At 55.6% G+C, this 15,106-nt stretch carries 15 protein-coding genes; 1 reads left to right on the top strand and 14 read right to left on the bottom strand.

The window, feature by feature from the left end; all coding sequences use genetic code 11:
- Positions 1–119: 119 nt before the first annotated feature.
- The 13 genes from GST84_22965 to GST84_23025 all read right to left on the bottom strand — a co-directional run bounded on the left by GST84_22965 (position 120) and on the right by GST84_23025 (position 13,388).
- Positions 120–1,031, bottom strand: coding sequence for a restriction endonuclease (locus tag GST84_22965; GenBank protein XGB15038.1), 912 nt, complete (start codon positions 1,029–1,031; stop codon positions 120–122).
- Positions 1,032–1,309: 278 nt separating this feature from the next.
- Positions 1,310–2,053 (bottom strand): hypothetical protein, encoded by a 744-nt coding sequence (locus GST84_22970; GenBank protein XGB15039.1) that lies wholly within the window; start codon positions 2,051–2,053, stop codon positions 1,310–1,312.
- Between the two features lie 384 nt (positions 2,054–2,437).
- The gene (locus tag GST84_22975) at positions 2,438–2,950 is read right to left on the bottom strand and encodes a hypothetical protein (protein ID XGB15040.1); all 513 of its coding nucleotides are present in this window, start codon (positions 2,948–2,950) and stop codon (positions 2,438–2,440) included.
- Complete coding sequence (locus GST84_22980) at positions 2,937–3,926, bottom strand: radical SAM protein (protein ID XGB15041.1); 990 nt, start codon at positions 3,924–3,926, stop codon at positions 2,937–2,939. The genes GST84_22975 and GST84_22980 overlap by 14 nt, the downstream gene beginning before the upstream one ends.
- Positions 3,923–4,483, bottom strand: a complete 561-nt coding sequence (locus GST84_22985) for an AAA family ATPase (GenBank protein ID XGB15042.1) — start codon at positions 4,481–4,483, stop codon at positions 3,923–3,925. Before GST84_22985 ends, GST84_22980 begins: the two co-directional genes overlap by 4 nt.
- Before the next feature lie 76 nt (positions 4,484–4,559).
- The gene (locus GST84_22990) at positions 4,560–5,279 is read right to left on the bottom strand and encodes a hypothetical protein (GenBank protein XGB15043.1); all 720 of its coding nucleotides are present in this window, start codon (positions 5,277–5,279) and stop codon (positions 4,560–4,562) included.
- A 99-nt stretch (positions 5,280–5,378) separates the two neighbouring features.
- Positions 5,379–6,920, bottom strand: coding sequence for a hypothetical protein (locus GST84_22995; protein XGB15044.1), 1,542 nt, complete (start codon positions 6,918–6,920; stop codon positions 5,379–5,381).
- Entirely contained in the window at positions 6,917–8,626 is a 1,710-nt protein-coding gene (locus GST84_23000; protein XGB15045.1) for a hypothetical protein, read from the bottom strand. The genes GST84_22995 and GST84_23000 overlap by 4 nt, the downstream gene beginning before the upstream one ends.
- Before the next feature lie 98 nt (positions 8,627–8,724).
- Positions 8,725–9,141 carry a hypothetical protein gene (locus GST84_23005; protein XGB15046.1) on the bottom strand — a complete coding sequence of 139 codons (417 nt, stop codon included), beginning with the start codon at positions 9,139–9,141 and terminating at the stop codon, positions 8,725–8,727.
- Positions 9,142–9,144: 3 nt separating this feature from the next.
- Positions 9,145–10,044 carry a hypothetical protein gene (locus GST84_23010; protein ID XGB15047.1) on the bottom strand — a complete coding sequence of 300 codons (900 nt, stop codon included), beginning with the start codon at positions 10,042–10,044 and terminating at the stop codon, positions 9,145–9,147.
- 347 nt (positions 10,045–10,391) lie between these two features.
- A complete protein-coding gene (locus GST84_23015; protein ID XGB15048.1) occupies positions 10,392–11,522 on the bottom strand; it encodes a hypothetical protein in 1,131 nt (376 codons plus the stop codon).
- A gap of 98 nt (positions 11,523–11,620) precedes the next feature.
- On the bottom strand, positions 11,621–12,751 hold the full coding sequence (locus tag GST84_23020; protein XGB15049.1) for a DUF697 domain-containing protein: 1,131 nt from the start codon (positions 12,749–12,751) through the stop codon (positions 11,621–11,623).
- A gap of 379 nt (positions 12,752–13,130) precedes the next feature.
- On the bottom strand, positions 13,131–13,388 hold the full coding sequence (locus GST84_23025) for a hypothetical protein (GenBank protein ID XGB15050.1): 258 nt from the start codon (positions 13,386–13,388) through the stop codon (positions 13,131–13,133).
- Positions 13,389–13,507: 119 nt separating this feature from the next.
- On the opposite strand from GST84_23025, the gene GST84_23030 reads away from it, so the two are divergent.
- Positions 13,508–14,383 carry a WYL domain-containing protein gene (locus tag GST84_23030; GenBank protein XGB15051.1) on the top strand — a complete coding sequence of 292 codons (876 nt, stop codon included), beginning with the start codon at positions 13,508–13,510 and terminating at the stop codon, positions 14,381–14,383.
- A gap of 59 nt (positions 14,384–14,442) precedes the next feature.
- On the opposite strand, the gene GST84_23035 is transcribed toward GST84_23030, so the two are convergent.
- Positions 14,443–15,102, bottom strand: coding sequence for an ankyrin repeat domain-containing protein (locus tag GST84_23035; protein XGB15052.1), 660 nt, complete (start codon positions 15,100–15,102; stop codon positions 14,443–14,445).
- Between the last annotated feature and the right edge of the window lie 4 nt (positions 15,103–15,106).

Here is a 15,106-nt window from a genome sequence, read left to right on the forward strand (position 1 = left end):
GGCATTCCAAATGGCATTCCAGCTAAAAAAATCAACCGATATTATTTTTTAAAATCAATATCTTGCGCTTCCTGTTCAGATTACCCCGGCGGACTGAACCAAGCCACCAAGGTCGTGAGTCACTCTTCAGCAAAGTAATCGCTGTCGAGCTGCTTCACCTCGTACACCTGCTTAACGCTCACGCCTAGGTTGCACTCGACCATCAACCGCGCGAGCTCGACACCGTCGATCAGTACCACTTTGATATCCAGGCCTAGTGCCGCCTCGCGAGCGCCTGCGGAAAACTCCGACGTAGTGATGAATACGCCCTTGCGTGCCCGCTGCCGAGTCAGCGCGCCGATGAACTTGTCGATTTCGGGACGATGCACCGTATTGGTCCAGCGCTTGGCTTGCAGGTAGATCACATCCAGGCCGAGCTTGTCCTCCTTGATGATGCCGTCGATTCCGTCATCGTTGGTGGACTGGGTTGCCTTGCCTGCCTCCTTGCGCGAGCCGCCATAGCCCATGGCCAACATCAGATCTACCACCAGTTGCTCGAAAAACCCTGGCGTGGCCGCCTTGACCTGCGCCAACAGCTCATCGGCCAGTGATTGCACCAGTGCCTGATGAGCCTCGGCCAATTGCTCATCCGGTGTGGTCTCGGCAGCCTCGACATCAAGCACTCCAAGCACATCAACGGTCTGCGGTTTAGCGGTATGGAAGTCGGCAAACTCCGGAAACTGCTTCAGCCAGGCAACGGTAATGCGCTCCGGACCGTTGGCCAGTGCTTCCCGACCACGGGCAGTGATCTGCACCAAGCCCTTGCTCGGAATAGTCAGCAGACCGGCCTTGTTCAGGTAGGTCCTGGCCCAGCCCACTCGGTTGTTGATCACCGTTTGTTGCCCCGACGGCAGCCGCTCTTTGCGCTCTTCCTCGGTTAACTGGAATACCTCAGCGATGCTTTCGCGCAACACGCTGAGCGGAATTGCTACACCGTCTCGAACCGCCTCCAGCACCGGACGCATGACGCTTTGAAAATCCGGAATCGACATCCTGGTTCCTTCTCCATAATCGCAATTCAGCCCGCTGAAAAACCATCAGAGCCCGCGCATTGCCTGCTCATCAACGCCGCTCACCCCTGTAGTAAGGCAAGGTGGTATCCGCCTGTTCTACATATGCTGCTAGGTCACTGACGAGTTGCGTCAGCTTATCTGGCCCCCAGACGAAACCCCGCTGATAGCTGTCCAATGCCAGCGGCCAATCGCTTGGGCGAAAGACAGAGTACTGCCCCATACAAGCGAACTCGGCTTGGCGTGTAGAAATTTCGGGATCAATTTTCGTCCCAACGCTTACGCAGCGTCCTGATCAGCGCGTTTCCTCGCAAGGCGCGGCCGTCTGGCCCACAGAGTGCGACAGAACCTTCCGGTAATCCGAAGACGTCTTCGATCCTTGCCCGGATGGTGCTCACTTTCGCATCGGAACGCGCGGCCCGATAGCGAGCCGCCTTCCGGTTTCCAATAACGACCGTTGAGTCTTCTTCTTGGTCATCCGAAGCCTCCAGGTCCTCGGTATCCCAGGTCTCTTCCGCTTCATCTTCCTCAATCAGCTCGCCATCGTCGTCGGCCTCTTCAGCCCCGTCGACCTCAGCGGTCAGGTCAGCCAGCGTCTGGGCATGGGAGTACCATGTGCTGGCATCCTCTTGTTCCCACACTAAGCCATCCTGGACATGGAAGGTGCGCAGGGCTGCGGAAGACGGAACGTAATCACTGAATCGCGACTTCACGGCCGGCAAACGTTCAAAGCCAGCCCCCAAGGCACGCAGCACTTTTTCTGGACCTGCAACCAGCAAAAATTCAGACCAGCACGGCTCGCGGAAGTTGACGCTGACAGTACCGTACATATAGAGAGTCGCCCGCAGTGAAGCATCCTGCTCAGCCAATTGGGTGAGTACCTGCATCACCGTGCGGTAGATGCTGAAACCTGCGTCCTCGATGGACTGCGAATCGACCTCGACTGTGGGTAGGGGCGATTTACTGTTGACGAACGCGAGCTCCGTCACCGATTTCTTGATCATTGCCTTCATTCCTTGAGCGGGACCTTGGGTTGGCATTACGAGCTGATGTATCAAGTTTGCAAACATCGGGATGAGCGCATAGCGCAGTGAGAGCCATGCCAAGCGGAAACCACATGCTTGAAAAGGCATAATGCCACCACTGCATGATAAGACTCTACAATCCTCGCTCCAGCGCAGCTTCATTCATGGCGGGACCACCAGCAGCAGCCTCAATCGGAATCGACTGCGGACTGCGCCAACCAGCCTCCTCCTTACTTCTCGTCTTTACGAATCTCGGATGGGCCTAGGGATGGGAATTGCCGATTCTTCACCTAAACCCATGGCAGGGGAACGTCCAAGCTTGCTTCCGGAATGCAGCGATTGGTTTCTCGAGATGTCCAGCGCCTATCGGACACTCTTAACATAGGCACCTTCTAATGAGCTGTCGCCCACGAAATCATCTGAATAGTCGCCTTGCTCAAGGCCGATGAATGACTTGATCACTGGCGCATCCGGTGTAACGCATAGTGCCTGCTTGCCACCAATCGAAACCCATTCGCCAGCACAGTCAGGCACGATGAGAAAGCTTCTTTCCAGGGCTGGCTTACACTCGTCACCGATGACTACCAACGCACCTGCCTCGACCTTGTTGAATACCACAGTGTCGGTGGACAATCGCGCCATCAACCACTCGCACTCCTTGATACTGCCCTCAAGTTTGATCGAGCGAATCTTCTGGGCTGTGGCCAGGTACTGGGCTTCTTCCTTGAACGTATCGTAGCGGCTTTGCATCGCCCCGATATGCGAGTTCGCTTCGCTTTGTGAATCCCGCACAGACTCCTGCGCTGCTTCGAGCATATCTAGCAGCTTTTGCTTGATGCCCTGGAAAGCCGCTAGTTTTTCCTTATTGATACTCACGCAAAATCACTCCACTACGATCGGGAAACTGATAACCCTTTCCTTGCTTCAGGCACCACGATGAAACAGTGTCAGGAAATCCACAGTTGAAGTTGCAGCGGCCTTCGAGCACCAGGCGCAACGGGGTCGATGAAATACTGCTTCGCAACTCCTGGGCCCAAGGTTGCTGCTCGGCGATGACAAATGTGTCATTTTCATAAGTGCTATACGCCAGGTCCTGGCGCAAATAGCACAACGACGACTTCCCTTCCGGGAACACCCTGAAGTAGTCCCCATAGCCCTCAAGGCAGTTCGATTTTTTTGTGCACAAATCGCACACATCGTTGCTTTTTCTGGCCGTCGATTTCAGCTTGTATTCGACCAGTCCTTGCCGGGGTGTCAGGTACCTGACCCTGGAACGGCCGCGTTGCAGGCCATCATCCTGAATCAGTTTCAAATAGCCTAACGCTACTGACTTCTCAAGCGCTTCCTCCGGAGTAATGTAGTACCGGTCGTACTCAGCCGCTGACTCTTCTGTCCAGTACAGGTCCAGTAATTTCAGTCTCAACTGGTGTTGGTCAATAAATGCCAGCTGATCGGGGAGGTCCGTGGTATGCCCCCTCATCAACACCCTGTTCAGTGACATAGGTAAGGAACAATCAATCGCGGCCCGGATGCCCTCGATCAGCTTCTCAAGGTTTCCGCCTCCCGTTACCCTGCGATAGATATCTGGCGACATGGAGTGCCAGCTCAACCGCAAAAGGTCCAGACCCGCCTCTTTGAGCTCTTGCGCCTGCCGTGCAAGCAAGCTGCCGTTGCTGGTCATCGACACACGAAATCCCATCGCTTTAAGCTCTGCTACTACATGGCCAATACGCACGTTACCTTCACGCCAGAGCAGTGGCTCAAGCGCCGCCACCTCCACTTGCATCAGTCCGGCGTTTTCCTTCCACCACTGCGCGACGCTGATAATCTGTGCAAGGCTAAGCCGGTTCATAGCACAAGTCCTGACAAAATGAGGTCGCACACCTGTTCTGGCGTTCTGTTGCTGGTATCGACTTGGACAAGGTCCTGCATGGCATGAAAGCGTCGACGGGCTTTGTCCAACAAGGTGAGGTTATGGTCAGTAACAGAAACAACGCCGGTTTGATGCTCTCGCCGAGCAATGCGCTCACGGGAAACTTCGCGGCTAACTGTCAGCAAAATTGAGTGATCGGGCCGGGCCAGCGAGGGAAAGCATTCAGGAATATCGACAGGTAGCGGCTTTGCCTCAGGCCACTGGTAAGCGATGGTGGAGTGAATATACCGATCACAGATAACCGGCCCTCTCTCCAGCAATGCGTTAATTTCAACCTGTTGTGCTTCCAGCGAGTGCAGATAGAAAGCGTATTTTTCTTCAGTGCTACCCTGGCGCTCAACACGCTGGCGCTCAGTTGAAAATCGCTCGTCTGGTGTTTTGATGCACACGGCGCCAAGGCGATTTGCGAGCATGCGCACAACGGTTGATTTGCCGGCTCCATCGATGCCCTCGATGGTAACGAAGAGGTGCTTCATGTGGATTATTGACTGCCTTGTCTAGCAACTGGAAAGCATCAGGGCCAGCCCTCAAGACCGGCCACTGCCTGCTCTTTCAGTAGAAGTAATTGGATTCCGCCTTTTTATCGAGACCGACCACAATGCTCTGGTCAATTCGACAGGCCGTCGGCGCGTCATTCGGCCCCCAGTGCCGACAGTAATAACGACCGTCGTTAACCGCCTCGCCCTCTTCGGTGAATACTTCGATCACGGCATTCCATAGTGATACCCGCGGCGCCTCACTGGTGGGGTCCAGGCACAGCAAATGAGTGATCTGCAACTCATCGTCATCATTGGCCTTATACCCCTGATAGCCGATAACCAGCAGCCAATGTCCCGCCTGCCCGCAGTACCATTCGACACCCACGATCGGGATTTTTCGGTTATCGACAGCATCCGCAATGTTGCGAATGGTTGTTTTACGTCGTGGGGCGACATCAAGCACGGTGGTCACGACACCCACATGCTTGAACACATCCACCAGCCAGCTCACATCAAAGCCGTCGGTACCTTCTGTAGCCAAGGCACCAAAGGCCATCAAGTTTTCGCGAAAGCGGCCAAGGCGCGTGCGCCCATCGAAACTGTCGAGTGATCGCGCCTGGTCTCGGGACATGACACCCAGTGCAATCAAGGTCATCACGACACAATAAGGACCACAGGCGCCGTCCATTTCCCCTTGGCGCAGGTGGACATAGTCGTGTGCGTGAGGATGCGCACAGGTCACCGGGCCACTGGGCGAGACAGACAACCATGGGCTTACGAACATTTGATTCATACAGCATCATTCCTTTGCCGAGACACTACAGCCGCCCAGTACGTGCGGCCGCACCATAAAACACAGGGGCTGGCGGCACTATGCACCCGCCGCCCGTACTCAGAACTCCACCGCCCGCAAGGTACGTGTCAACTCGCGCCAGTAACTGCAGTCTTTCTCAAGCTGGCTGGCAGCGCTTTGCAGGGCCACACGGCTCTGTTCATACGGCTTTCTCTGATCAATGAAGAGCTGGTCAATCAACTCGCCGGCACTCTGAACCAAGGCATTTTCCAACTCGGCACCGGTCTCTTCGATCCATTGGATACGCTGGAGGGCACGGCTATGATTGCGCTCGTTCTCTTTTTCTTCGCTGCGCGCCGCAAGAAAAATTTCTGCAACCGCAAACACCAGCTGCACCACAGGCGCCGCGCGTCCCGCCCACTTTTGCAATGTCGACAGCCAACGGCCTTTCAACAGTGGAATCTTCAGCTTGCGCCCCAGAACAAGCAGCGAAGTCAGGTGATCCTGGTTGATACCTTTGAGCTGGGTGAATACTGGCCCGGACAACTTGTCCAATAGCTCGCTTTCTTCGGCGTTAGCGTAAAGCTTGGGATCTACCCCGGCATCGAGCAGCAAGTCGTCGATCTGCGCTTTGCGCATCATATGCAGTTCGCTTTCGAGCCATTGCTGCAGCTTCTCGGCAATGCCCTGGGCCAGAACTTCCAGCGCCCGCGTCAGCGAAGCAGAGTCACCACTCTGATCAAGAGCACGCTCGATCGTCGGCCGTGCTGCCAGAATCTCGCGACGGACCAGATTCCTGGCGCTGTTTTTCAGCTGTTGCTGCTGACGTGCCATGTGCTCCAACTGTGCATCGATCGCGCCCAATTGCTGTGCCGGGGGCATTTCGCGTTCAAGTTGAACGGAGACCGGCGTGAGCAGTGCCCGCTCAATCATCGTGCAGGTTTGCTCAAGCAACTGCTCTTCGCCGTCAAAGCGCTGCAGCCACTGTTTGAAGCGAGCGATGAAGACATCGTAGCCCGAATGCTCAAGCAGCTTCGCTTTGCCCTCAAGGCGTCCGCGATTGGCCGACCTGACGTTCATCAGAATCACCGGCAACTGTTCGACCCATGCCTCATCCAGAGCATGGGTTCGCGCATAGTTGAGCAAGGTGCGCGAGAAGCTGGCCTGAATCCGCTCAATGACAGCAGGGTCGCTGTCTTCATAATTGAGCACGATGAACAACGGACGGCGCTGGGAAAGCAGCGTGAAAATACGTTCAACGATGTTCTGCGCATCCTGATCTTCCTGGCGCAGAACGAACAGAATCAAGTTGGCGCGCTTCAGTTGCTCAGTGCTGATTTCGTCATGCTCAATCGGCGCATTGATCCCCGGTGTGTCGAGCAACACATGCCCGTCCCAGTCGAAGTGATGCACGGTGTCGGTGGTGGGAATATCACCCACCACCGCACGCTCTTCACCCAGCAAGGTATTGATCAGCGTGCTTTTGCCAGCGTTGTAGGCACCGAACAACATGACGTGCACTTTACGCTCGTCAATCTGTTCGATCAGTTGATCGATACGCGTAGGCGCATCCTGCAGGTAGCGCGAAGCGATGCTACAGGAACTGGCAATCAGCGTTTTGTATTGCTCAAAGGGGTTCATCGGGCAACGCCCTCCTTCAAACATTTCAGTTCCTGCTCACTGCTCGCAATGATGTCGAACAGGCGCATGGCCTCGACGTCCACCAGGTCGATCGACTCGATGCAGGTGTCTACTGCAGCACCAACGGCCTTGGGCAAACGCGCGCGCAAGTCGGCTTCGAGTTTGCCATGCAAGCGCGCATAGCTGACTCCGACCACTTGCCGGACCATCTGCGTTTCGACCATGTAGTTACCGGCAGCGCCACCGAGCAGCCCACCCAGAAGCCCGCCGGCGATTGCACCAATCGGCCCGCCGAGCGCAGTGCCGATTGCGGTACCGATCGCCGTGCCAGTGGCTGTCGCCGCCGCTTGCTTACCTCGCCCGGTAACCAACTCGACATCAACACCCAGATCTTCGAAACTGCCGATGTCATCACTGGACATGTCGACCAGCACACCTTTGAGCTCGCTGACGTAGTCTTTCAACTCACGCGTCAGGTAATGCTCGATGGTGCTCTGGCACAGCGCATTGACATCCTTTGTCAGCGCTTGAACATCTTGCGTGGACTTGTGCGTTTCCAGCAGGTCAGGGAGTTTGAGCAGCACATCGGCAAGCACCGCCGAAGCGATTTGATCGCTACGTACTTTGAGGCCCTGAACCGCCTTACGAGTGGCGTCTCGCAGTTCGTCCAGTCTGGGCAGCACGGTACTGCGCAAACTGCTCAGCACGTTGTTCTCAAGGTGGCTAACCATGAGCTGCGTGGCTTTGCTTTCCTTGTAAACGCGGGCCTCCTGGGCAATCACCTGCAACTGAGCGAACAACCGCTCAAAACCAGCCGCCTGCAGGCAATCGTCCTGCTCTGCATTCTTACGGGCATAACGGACCGACACAGACACCACAGGTTTAAGCAGCGCCTCATCGAGGTCGGACGCGCGCAGCTGTTGTGCAGCACGTTTCCACACATCGCCTTCCTGCAGTGAACGATTGGCCGTCGTCTTGTTGCACAGCACCTTGATCAGCGCGTCCTGCCCGAGAACCTCATCCTCGTTATAAAAGTCACTTTTGGTGATGATCGGCAGCAGGGGTTTATTGCGCTTGAGTTCCCCCTCCAGCTCCGCCAACTCCTGCACCTGACCTGGCGCAGTGGAACTGCTCAACCACAGCACGGCATCGGCGCTGTCGGTGTAACGCTTGGTCAGTTCACCATTTACACCTGTCACCGAAAGCAATCCGGGTGTGTCGATGAGAATCAGCTTTTGCCCCAGGCGGATGCCCTGGATCTGCGAGGTGGTTTCTGTCTCACCTTCAGCAAAGGGCTCATCGCGCTCGACGATCGCGTTGTCGGCCAGATGAAAGTACTGCACCGCCTCTCCATTGGCAGCGAAGCGTTCGGCGACAAAGTTGCAGAACGAACTCTTACCGGCATTGACCTTGCCAAACACCAGGATCACAGCTTTGTCGCCAAACGTTTCGGCAAGCTGTGCCGAAGGCTGATTACGCGCCCAGGTGCGTCCCCAGTCCTCGATACACAACCGCACAACTTCGCGTACACCTTCGGCCTGGCGCGCCAGGTGACCGTCACGGTTCAACTTGCCCAGCGAGGGCTGGGCGCTCAACGCGCGGGTCAGATGAGATTGCCAATCCTTCAGTTTGCTTTCGTCGGCTTCCACCCGCTGGGTCAAATACTCGAACCCTTTGAGCGCCTCGATAAATGCTTTTTCCTGCATACACGATCCTGTGCTGGTTCAGACTGCCCCAGGCAGCGAACTCATCGTCAAAAACAGTGTGACTACTGCCCCGCTTCACACCGGAGGCAATCGAGCAATCAGCCTATTGGCAGGCTATTGAGAAACGTCTTGGCTTCGTTCCTCTCGGCGATATGCCGCTCCAGTACTTTGATTTCCGCATCAATCTCGCGTACGGGTGCATTACGCAAGAACGCTTTTTTCAGCGACTCAGTGGGAAATTTTGTCGGTTGGCTGACCATTGTCTGAACCAGACCTTGAAGCTGCTTCGTATCAACTTCAATTCCATGCCCCTGGAGGAAGGCCTTCAGTTGGCGCTCGGCCGCTTCTTTGTTGGCTTGAAGTTTGGCGTTGCGTGCCTTCTCAGCAGCTTCTCGCTCGTAGTCGCGAGAAGACCCCGAAGAAGAAGACGATGACGCCGAGGAGTCCGAACTGCTGGATACCGCCGCTGCGACTGCCGCGACAGCTGCACCGGCTAACAAGATAAAAGGAAGCATGGCTCAGGCCCTATTGAGTTGTTTATGGAGCTTGCTGTGCAGGTTTTGGTACTCGGTGACAAAATTTGCCAGCAGCGCTTGCCGTTTGGCCTGCTGATGTAAAAGTCGCGCCTGCAAGTTGGTCAGCCCCTGATCGATCAGGCCTTCAAGGCTTTCCCCCAGAGCCAGCACTTCGTCCTTACGCGTTTGCTCGACATAAGCCAGAGCTGATTGCACAGCCTGGCGCAGCTCGTTGATGCCGCTTTTTTTGATTTTCAGCACGCTTGCGCTCTCCAGGCCTTGACGATAACGATGGGCAGACACCGGAATGATTGGCAACTTCGGTGCTTGCTGCTTCATCAGCGCCTGAACATTCGCCAAGGTCTGCTCTTCGACCTGCTCGATCTGGGTCAGAACAATCAAGGTCTGACGCCCACTCTTGAACGCGTCCTGCTGCAAGGTATCGATCATGTCGCATTCGCTCTGGTCGAGTTCGCCCTCTCGCACACAGTGCACAAACAGGCGGATATCCGATTGCTGCCAAGCGCCAGTCATCGCCGCTTGATCATCGTTGCGGGCAACGTCGGCATCCAGTCCGGGGGTGTCCAACCACCGCACGCCCTGATACTCGAAGTCGCTTAGCGCTATCGTTTCCCGGGCATCGGACACAGCAAATTGCTCGCACTCGACCAATGCGTTGAGCAAGGAGCTCTTGCCATGGTTGTACTTGCCGATTACGGACACCACCGGCAGTCGCGCTTTGGCTAATAGGTATTGCAAACGGTTGATCTGATCAGTCTGCTCGGGCAGCACCGCATTGATTGCTTCGAACCCCATAACCCCCCTCTCCCTGAATGATGTCATTATGCCAACACTGGCCGTAGCAAGGTACTCGCCCAACGCTGCATTGTCGGACTTGCACATCTAAAGTCGGCCTGCCGGAAACAGCCCGGTCAAGCGCGCGCCAAGACTGTCGGCGGTGTACGCTTGATCAAGCGTGTTTGCGCATGGGTCAGTGATACACGCAGGGCTGTGCCCCTTTCGACATGCTTACTCCTCTACCCACAGGACAATAGCAACTTGCCACTGCGGGGGTGAGCGAACAGTAAGCGAGCGTGCGCAAAGGTTCCAGGGGTGTGCAGACATACAGGTCAACTTTTAGTAGGGATCAGTGCTTCAGGCGCCGGGTTTAAGCAGACTTTCCAGGCGACTGATCCTGTCACTCAAAGCTATATGACCAATAAGTTTACACATCTACCCCGGCGCACGGATTAGAAAATACCAAACAGCTTCGACTTGACGAGCAGACTAGACGGAACCAGACAGCTGGCAAAGAAGTTGTCTTGCTCCGCATACTTGTCGAACAAGCGGGTGAGCTCGATATTGACCCGATCAAAGCCTTCATCGAGCCAGCCGATCAAGGTCGATTTCAGGGTCAGGATTATTTTTGCCGCCTCAAACAGTGCTCCAACCTTGCGCACCAGACTATCTGATTCAAACCCGCCTTCGATCTCTTTGAAACGCCCTTCCATCTCGCTCTGAAAGTCGTCGAATACTCGAGTGACTGCGCTTTCCAGCTCATCGCTGGTCTCCCAGTCACCCACGAAGCCAAAGGACGAGAGGTAGTCATCGAAGCTTCGTAAATCGGAAAACACGTCATCAAAGTCGGGGAGCTCGATTTCTCTGTCCAAATCGAGGTCAGCGATTTTGAACAGGCTCAGATCCGCCTTTTCAATCTTGCTAACCATAGTATTGCGCATTTCCATGAGCACACGTTTGAAGTTCAAGCAGCTCATTGCCGCCAGACGCTTGCTCAGGAAGGCGTGAGATTGCTCCAGATACAGTGAAAGCACTTCTTCCCGCCCAAAGGCCTGCGTCGACTGGCCGCCGCGCTTGCGCACCGACACCGAACACAGTGGAGTCACAGATACACCCGGGCACAGCTTGTGAATTTCTCGCGTCAGTGCCTCGACTTTATCTCCCGCCACATCGGCATTGGTCAGGACGACTTGCAGGGGAATTCGAGCATCCTGGCCGATGCGCTTGATCAGGTTGAGATCAACCGGCTCCAGGCGTGCTGAGCTGGCGTTGATGACATAGAAAGCGCCATGTATCCAAGTTTCCGGCTCCATGGGGCGTTCGCGCCGCTGCTGCATGAAGCGGTCGAACTGGTCTAGCCAGCGTCCGTAGTTGTCGGCCTCCAGCCCAACACTGTCGAACACATTCAACAGGTGCCCTTGGTGAGCAAAAGTGTGCGACTGGAAGTTTTTTTCCCAGGTGGTAACAGGCTTACCACTTCCGGTTTCAAACAGACCGGGCTTGTCGAACAGATAATTGCAGAAGCTGCTTTTTCCTACGCCGCTTTTGCCCAACACGATGAGATTGATCGCGAACTGATCCATGCGCTTCGGAACCTTGAACATCTGTAATAGGAGGAAGTCCTGGGAGAAGGCGCAACGGCTTGCCACTCACCAGGCCCTTCAGCATGCACCAATAAGCATCAGGCTTTGTTGGCCTTCCACTTGGTCAGTCCGGTATTGAAAGCCTGCATGAACAGTTCACTGGAAAGTAACTTGGTCCAATCCGGCGACTTGCCAGTTTTCAGGTAGCCATCGATGGCGCGTTCATACACCTCGACCAGGGCCAGCCCCAGTCCGCCGGTGATTGCCCCCGCCACACCAGCGTTGATTATTTGCCCCAACATCGGGATGAACTTGGTCAGGCTGGCTGCCAGCTGGCGCCCCATCAAACTCAAGATCTGCCCCTTGAGCATACTGACGGCTATTTCGCCCATCGAGTCGAAGCCATAGAGCTTGGCCAGGGAGGCGGCCATGGCGATCTGCTGCGGCACAATGAGCAGCGCATCTGACATCGGCACCGGATTGAGGCCGGCACTGGCAGCGGTAGTAGCGCTATAAGTCATGATGATGGTCATGGCTTCGCTACGCTTGGCGGGTAGCGAAGCAATCTGCGCAGCCACAAACGACTGACGCAGCGCATCATCCTTCAGCGAGCGGCTCGACCAGGTGATCAGATGTTCAAGTTCTAGTTTCAGCTCTGGGTCATGGGTGGGATTGTTGGCACAGGTCTCGAACACCTCGCAGTTCACACCGTTTTCGCGCAGGACTTTGCGAAATGCCTGAGAGGTCTTACCGTTACCCTGATCATCGATTGGCTCAGCATCGCATTGGGTAAGGACCACAGCCACCGGAATATCCAGCTCACCCGTGATCAACCGTAGGTTGTCCAGGTCAAAATCAGTAATGCGATGGTTGGCGACCGACAGGCAGTACCAGATGAGGTGGATCTGTTCATTCAGCGCTTGGTGTTTGCGCTGTTTGATCTCAGGAATGATTTTATCCCGAAAGTTGCCTGCCGAAGCTTTGCCTTCGGTCACTTCATAGCCTTCGGTATCGAAGATGACTAACGGTACATTGGGATCCTCATAGCGATCACAGCCATGGGTGATCGGCTTTCCGGTGCCTACTTTGGCAATCGTTTTACCAAAAATATGATTGATCAGACTGCTTTTACCCACCCCAGTGCCGCCGACAATCATCAGGTTCGGTCGTTTAACCTGAGCCATTTCATGGTCAAACTGCTCTTCAAATCGCGTTTCCATACTTGCCATAACTTTCGTCTCCGTCACTCAACCTAGAACGCGCGAACCTGCTGCGCACTGCAGCGGCATACGCTATATGCGTATCGACATGTTGCCGACAATGCCATATTGCCATTACTCACAAAAGCTGCATCATCCACTTCTGCCGCAACGCCCTAAAATCTCCGTCGCACAAAAAAATTCGCAGCAGCAGCCTCGAGCCGCCCCGCCGCTCGCATTCTCAACGCGGTGCTACCGCACCTCGGGCAGACAACAAACCATTCACCCGGCCTCAATGCATCGCTACGCGAGGCGATGGTCTTCTTCCAATTGCAGTCTTCACACACCAGCGTGAAAGGCTTTGGTGTTATCGGCATGAATGCCTACTCCTGTAGAGCGTTGCCATGAATTACTCCGAAATCGGTACCAACGCCTGCAGCAACTCTAACTTGCGCTGCAGCTGGGCGATGTGCTCCTGGTCAGCACGCCGTGCCGACCGCAGCTCACGGTTCTCCATCTCCCAGATCCGCGCCCAACGCGCGTTGTGGCGGCATGCCAGCGCTATCTGCCAGAGCTCGCGCAACTTCATGTACTGCAACAGGAGCACCGCCAGGATCACCCCGATCAACACCAACGCCCCTGTCGAAACCACTTCAGACATAGTCATGTCCACTTCCTTTCCTGGCTTCAAATTATTTCGAAGACAGAGACAAGATATGTAGTGATTTACGACAGGTCTAGAATGTAGACTTATACAGGTAAAGTAATCGCGCACATGGAGCGGGTATGAAACGCAAGCAATCCATCGAGCAGGTCCGCTGGGACCTGGCACTTCGCTATCGTTTGATCGAGACCGTTGCCTGGTGGGAAGGCCGGCTGACCACGGGCCACCTGATACAGAGCTTTGGTATCAGTCGCCAGCAGGCCTCCAAGGACATCAATACCTACATCACCGAGCATGCGCCCAAAAACTTGACATATGACAAGCAGCTCAAGGGCTACGTACCGAGCAAGCACTTCAAGCCGTTGTTCATCGACGACAGTGCCAGCGCTTATCTGCACCTGCTTTATCAGAACAATGAACGTGCACCACACATCGACGGGCTGGCATTGGCCTATGCGCACACCCGGGTATTGGAAGTCCCTGATCGCCCGATCCGGCCGGAAGTCCTGCGCCCCTTGCTCAAGGCCTGTCGCGAAGGCCTGCGGCTGGAAACCGAGTACGTGTCGTTTAACACTCCGAACGTAGAGGTGCGCCTGATTGCTCCGCACACGCTGGTCTACACCGGCATGCGCTGGCACGTGAGGGCGTATTGCGAGAAGAACGGCCAGTATCGGGATTTCGTGCTCAGCCGCCTGCGAGGCCAGCCGGATTTGCTCGACCAATCGCCGAACACACGCGAAGAGGATGAAGACTGGAATGTCGAGGTACCGGTCATATTCGAGCCTGATGGGCGATTGAACGCGGCGCAGAAGGCGATCATCGAGACCGACTTCGGCATGACGCAGGGGCAACTGGTAGTGCCTAGCCGAAGGGCACTGGTGAAGTATGTGCTGCAGCGTTACCAAATCGACCACCGTAACCTCGCGGTTCTCCCTGAGGCGCAGCAACTGGTAGTGAGCAATCTCAAGGAACTGAAGCCCTGGCTGTTGAATGACTAATCTTTGAAACTCGCGACGAGGGGCTTGGAGCCCCGCGTCGCTGGCCGGGAAATTCTCACTCAGTTGCGCCAGTGGCCGCTCATCGTGGCGAGCATCTGCTGCCAGGTACGTGCCGCCTGCAGATAGTTGTCGATTTCTCCGATAAGAAGCCGCGCCGCAATATCGTGATGCCCCGCCAGAATGGCCACGTTTCGGGCCGTATGCCCTTCGTTGTTCTTCGCATTCAGATCGAGGCAGTACTTGCTGAAGTGCTTGGCAAAATAGTTCGCCGCCTTGCTATGCCCGTTCGCGGCTAGCCAATGCAGTGGCGTATTACCCGCCGCGTCACGGTCGTTCAGACTACGGCCTTGCTGATAACGCCTAACAAGCGTTTTTATGATGCCTTGCCTGCCCGGCAAACGGGCAAAGTTGTCCGGGCTCAGGAAGCTGCCAAGGCCTTTCCAGTCCAGCAGCTCCTTGTCCCCTTCTGCACCCAGCGCCTCCAACCGCTCAATCCAGGCAGTTCGGCCAAGCTGGTAGGCGATGTCCAGTGGCGTGCTCTCGGCGCCGTCGCGGTCATTCATCGCCGCAGCCGCAAGGGACCGCAGGTGCGCCAGATCATCGAGCAACACGGCGACATGCCAGCCTCCAATTTCAAGCGCGGGCAGATCGTCGACGCTGAAACGCGAGATTTTCAATGTCTCATCTAGCACGGCAAGCAAGGCAGGTGGATAGCTCATGCCC

The sequence above is a fragment of the Pseudomonas putida genome (assembly GCA_041879295.1).
Classification (GTDB): Bacteria; Pseudomonadota; Gammaproteobacteria; order Pseudomonadales; family Pseudomonadaceae; genus Aquipseudomonas; species Aquipseudomonas putida_Y.

Coding starts and splice junctions, on each gene's coding strand:
- GST84_23025 (XGB15050.1), bottom strand. CDS start 13,388: ATGACTATGTCTGAAGTGGTTTCGACAGGGGCGTTGGTGTTGATCGGG.
- GST84_22980 (XGB15041.1), bottom strand. CDS start 3,926: ATGAACCGGCTTAGCCTTGCACAGATTATCAGCGTCGCGCAGTGGTGG.
- GST84_23010 (XGB15047.1), bottom strand. CDS start 10,044: ATGTGCAAGTCCGACAATGCAGCGTTGGGCGAGTACCTTGCTACGGCC.
- GST84_22985 (XGB15042.1), bottom strand. CDS start 4,483: ATGAAGCACCTCTTCGTTACCATCGAGGGCATCGATGGAGCCGGCAAA.
- GST84_22990 (XGB15043.1), bottom strand. CDS start 5,279: ATGAATCAAATGTTCGTAAGCCCATGGTTGTCTGTCTCGCCCAGTGGC.
- GST84_23035 (XGB15052.1), bottom strand. CDS start 15,102: ATGAGCTATCCACCTGCCTTGCTTGCCGTGCTAGATGAGACATTGAAA.
- GST84_22965 (XGB15038.1), bottom strand. CDS start 1,031: ATGTCGATTCCGGATTTTCAAAGCGTCATGCGTCCGGTGCTGGAGGCG.
- GST84_22970 (XGB15039.1), bottom strand. CDS start 2,053: ATGATCAAGAAATCGGTGACGGAGCTCGCGTTCGTCAACAGTAAATCG.
- GST84_22995 (XGB15044.1), bottom strand. CDS start 6,920: ATGAACCCCTTTGAGCAATACAAAACGCTGATTGCCAGTTCCTGTAGC.
- GST84_23005 (XGB15046.1), bottom strand. CDS start 9,141: ATGCTTCCTTTTATCTTGTTAGCCGGTGCAGCTGTCGCGGCAGTCGCA.
- GST84_23000 (XGB15045.1), bottom strand. CDS start 8,626: ATGCAGGAAAAAGCATTTATCGAGGCGCTCAAAGGGTTCGAGTATTTG.
- GST84_23015 (XGB15048.1), bottom strand. CDS start 11,522: ATGGATCAGTTCGCGATCAATCTCATCGTGTTGGGCAAAAGCGGCGTA.
- GST84_23030 (XGB15051.1), top strand. CDS start 13,508: ATGAAACGCAAGCAATCCATCGAGCAGGTCCGCTGGGACCTGGCACTT.
- GST84_23020 (XGB15049.1), bottom strand. CDS start 12,751: ATGGCAAGTATGGAAACGCGATTTGAAGAGCAGTTTGACCATGAAATG.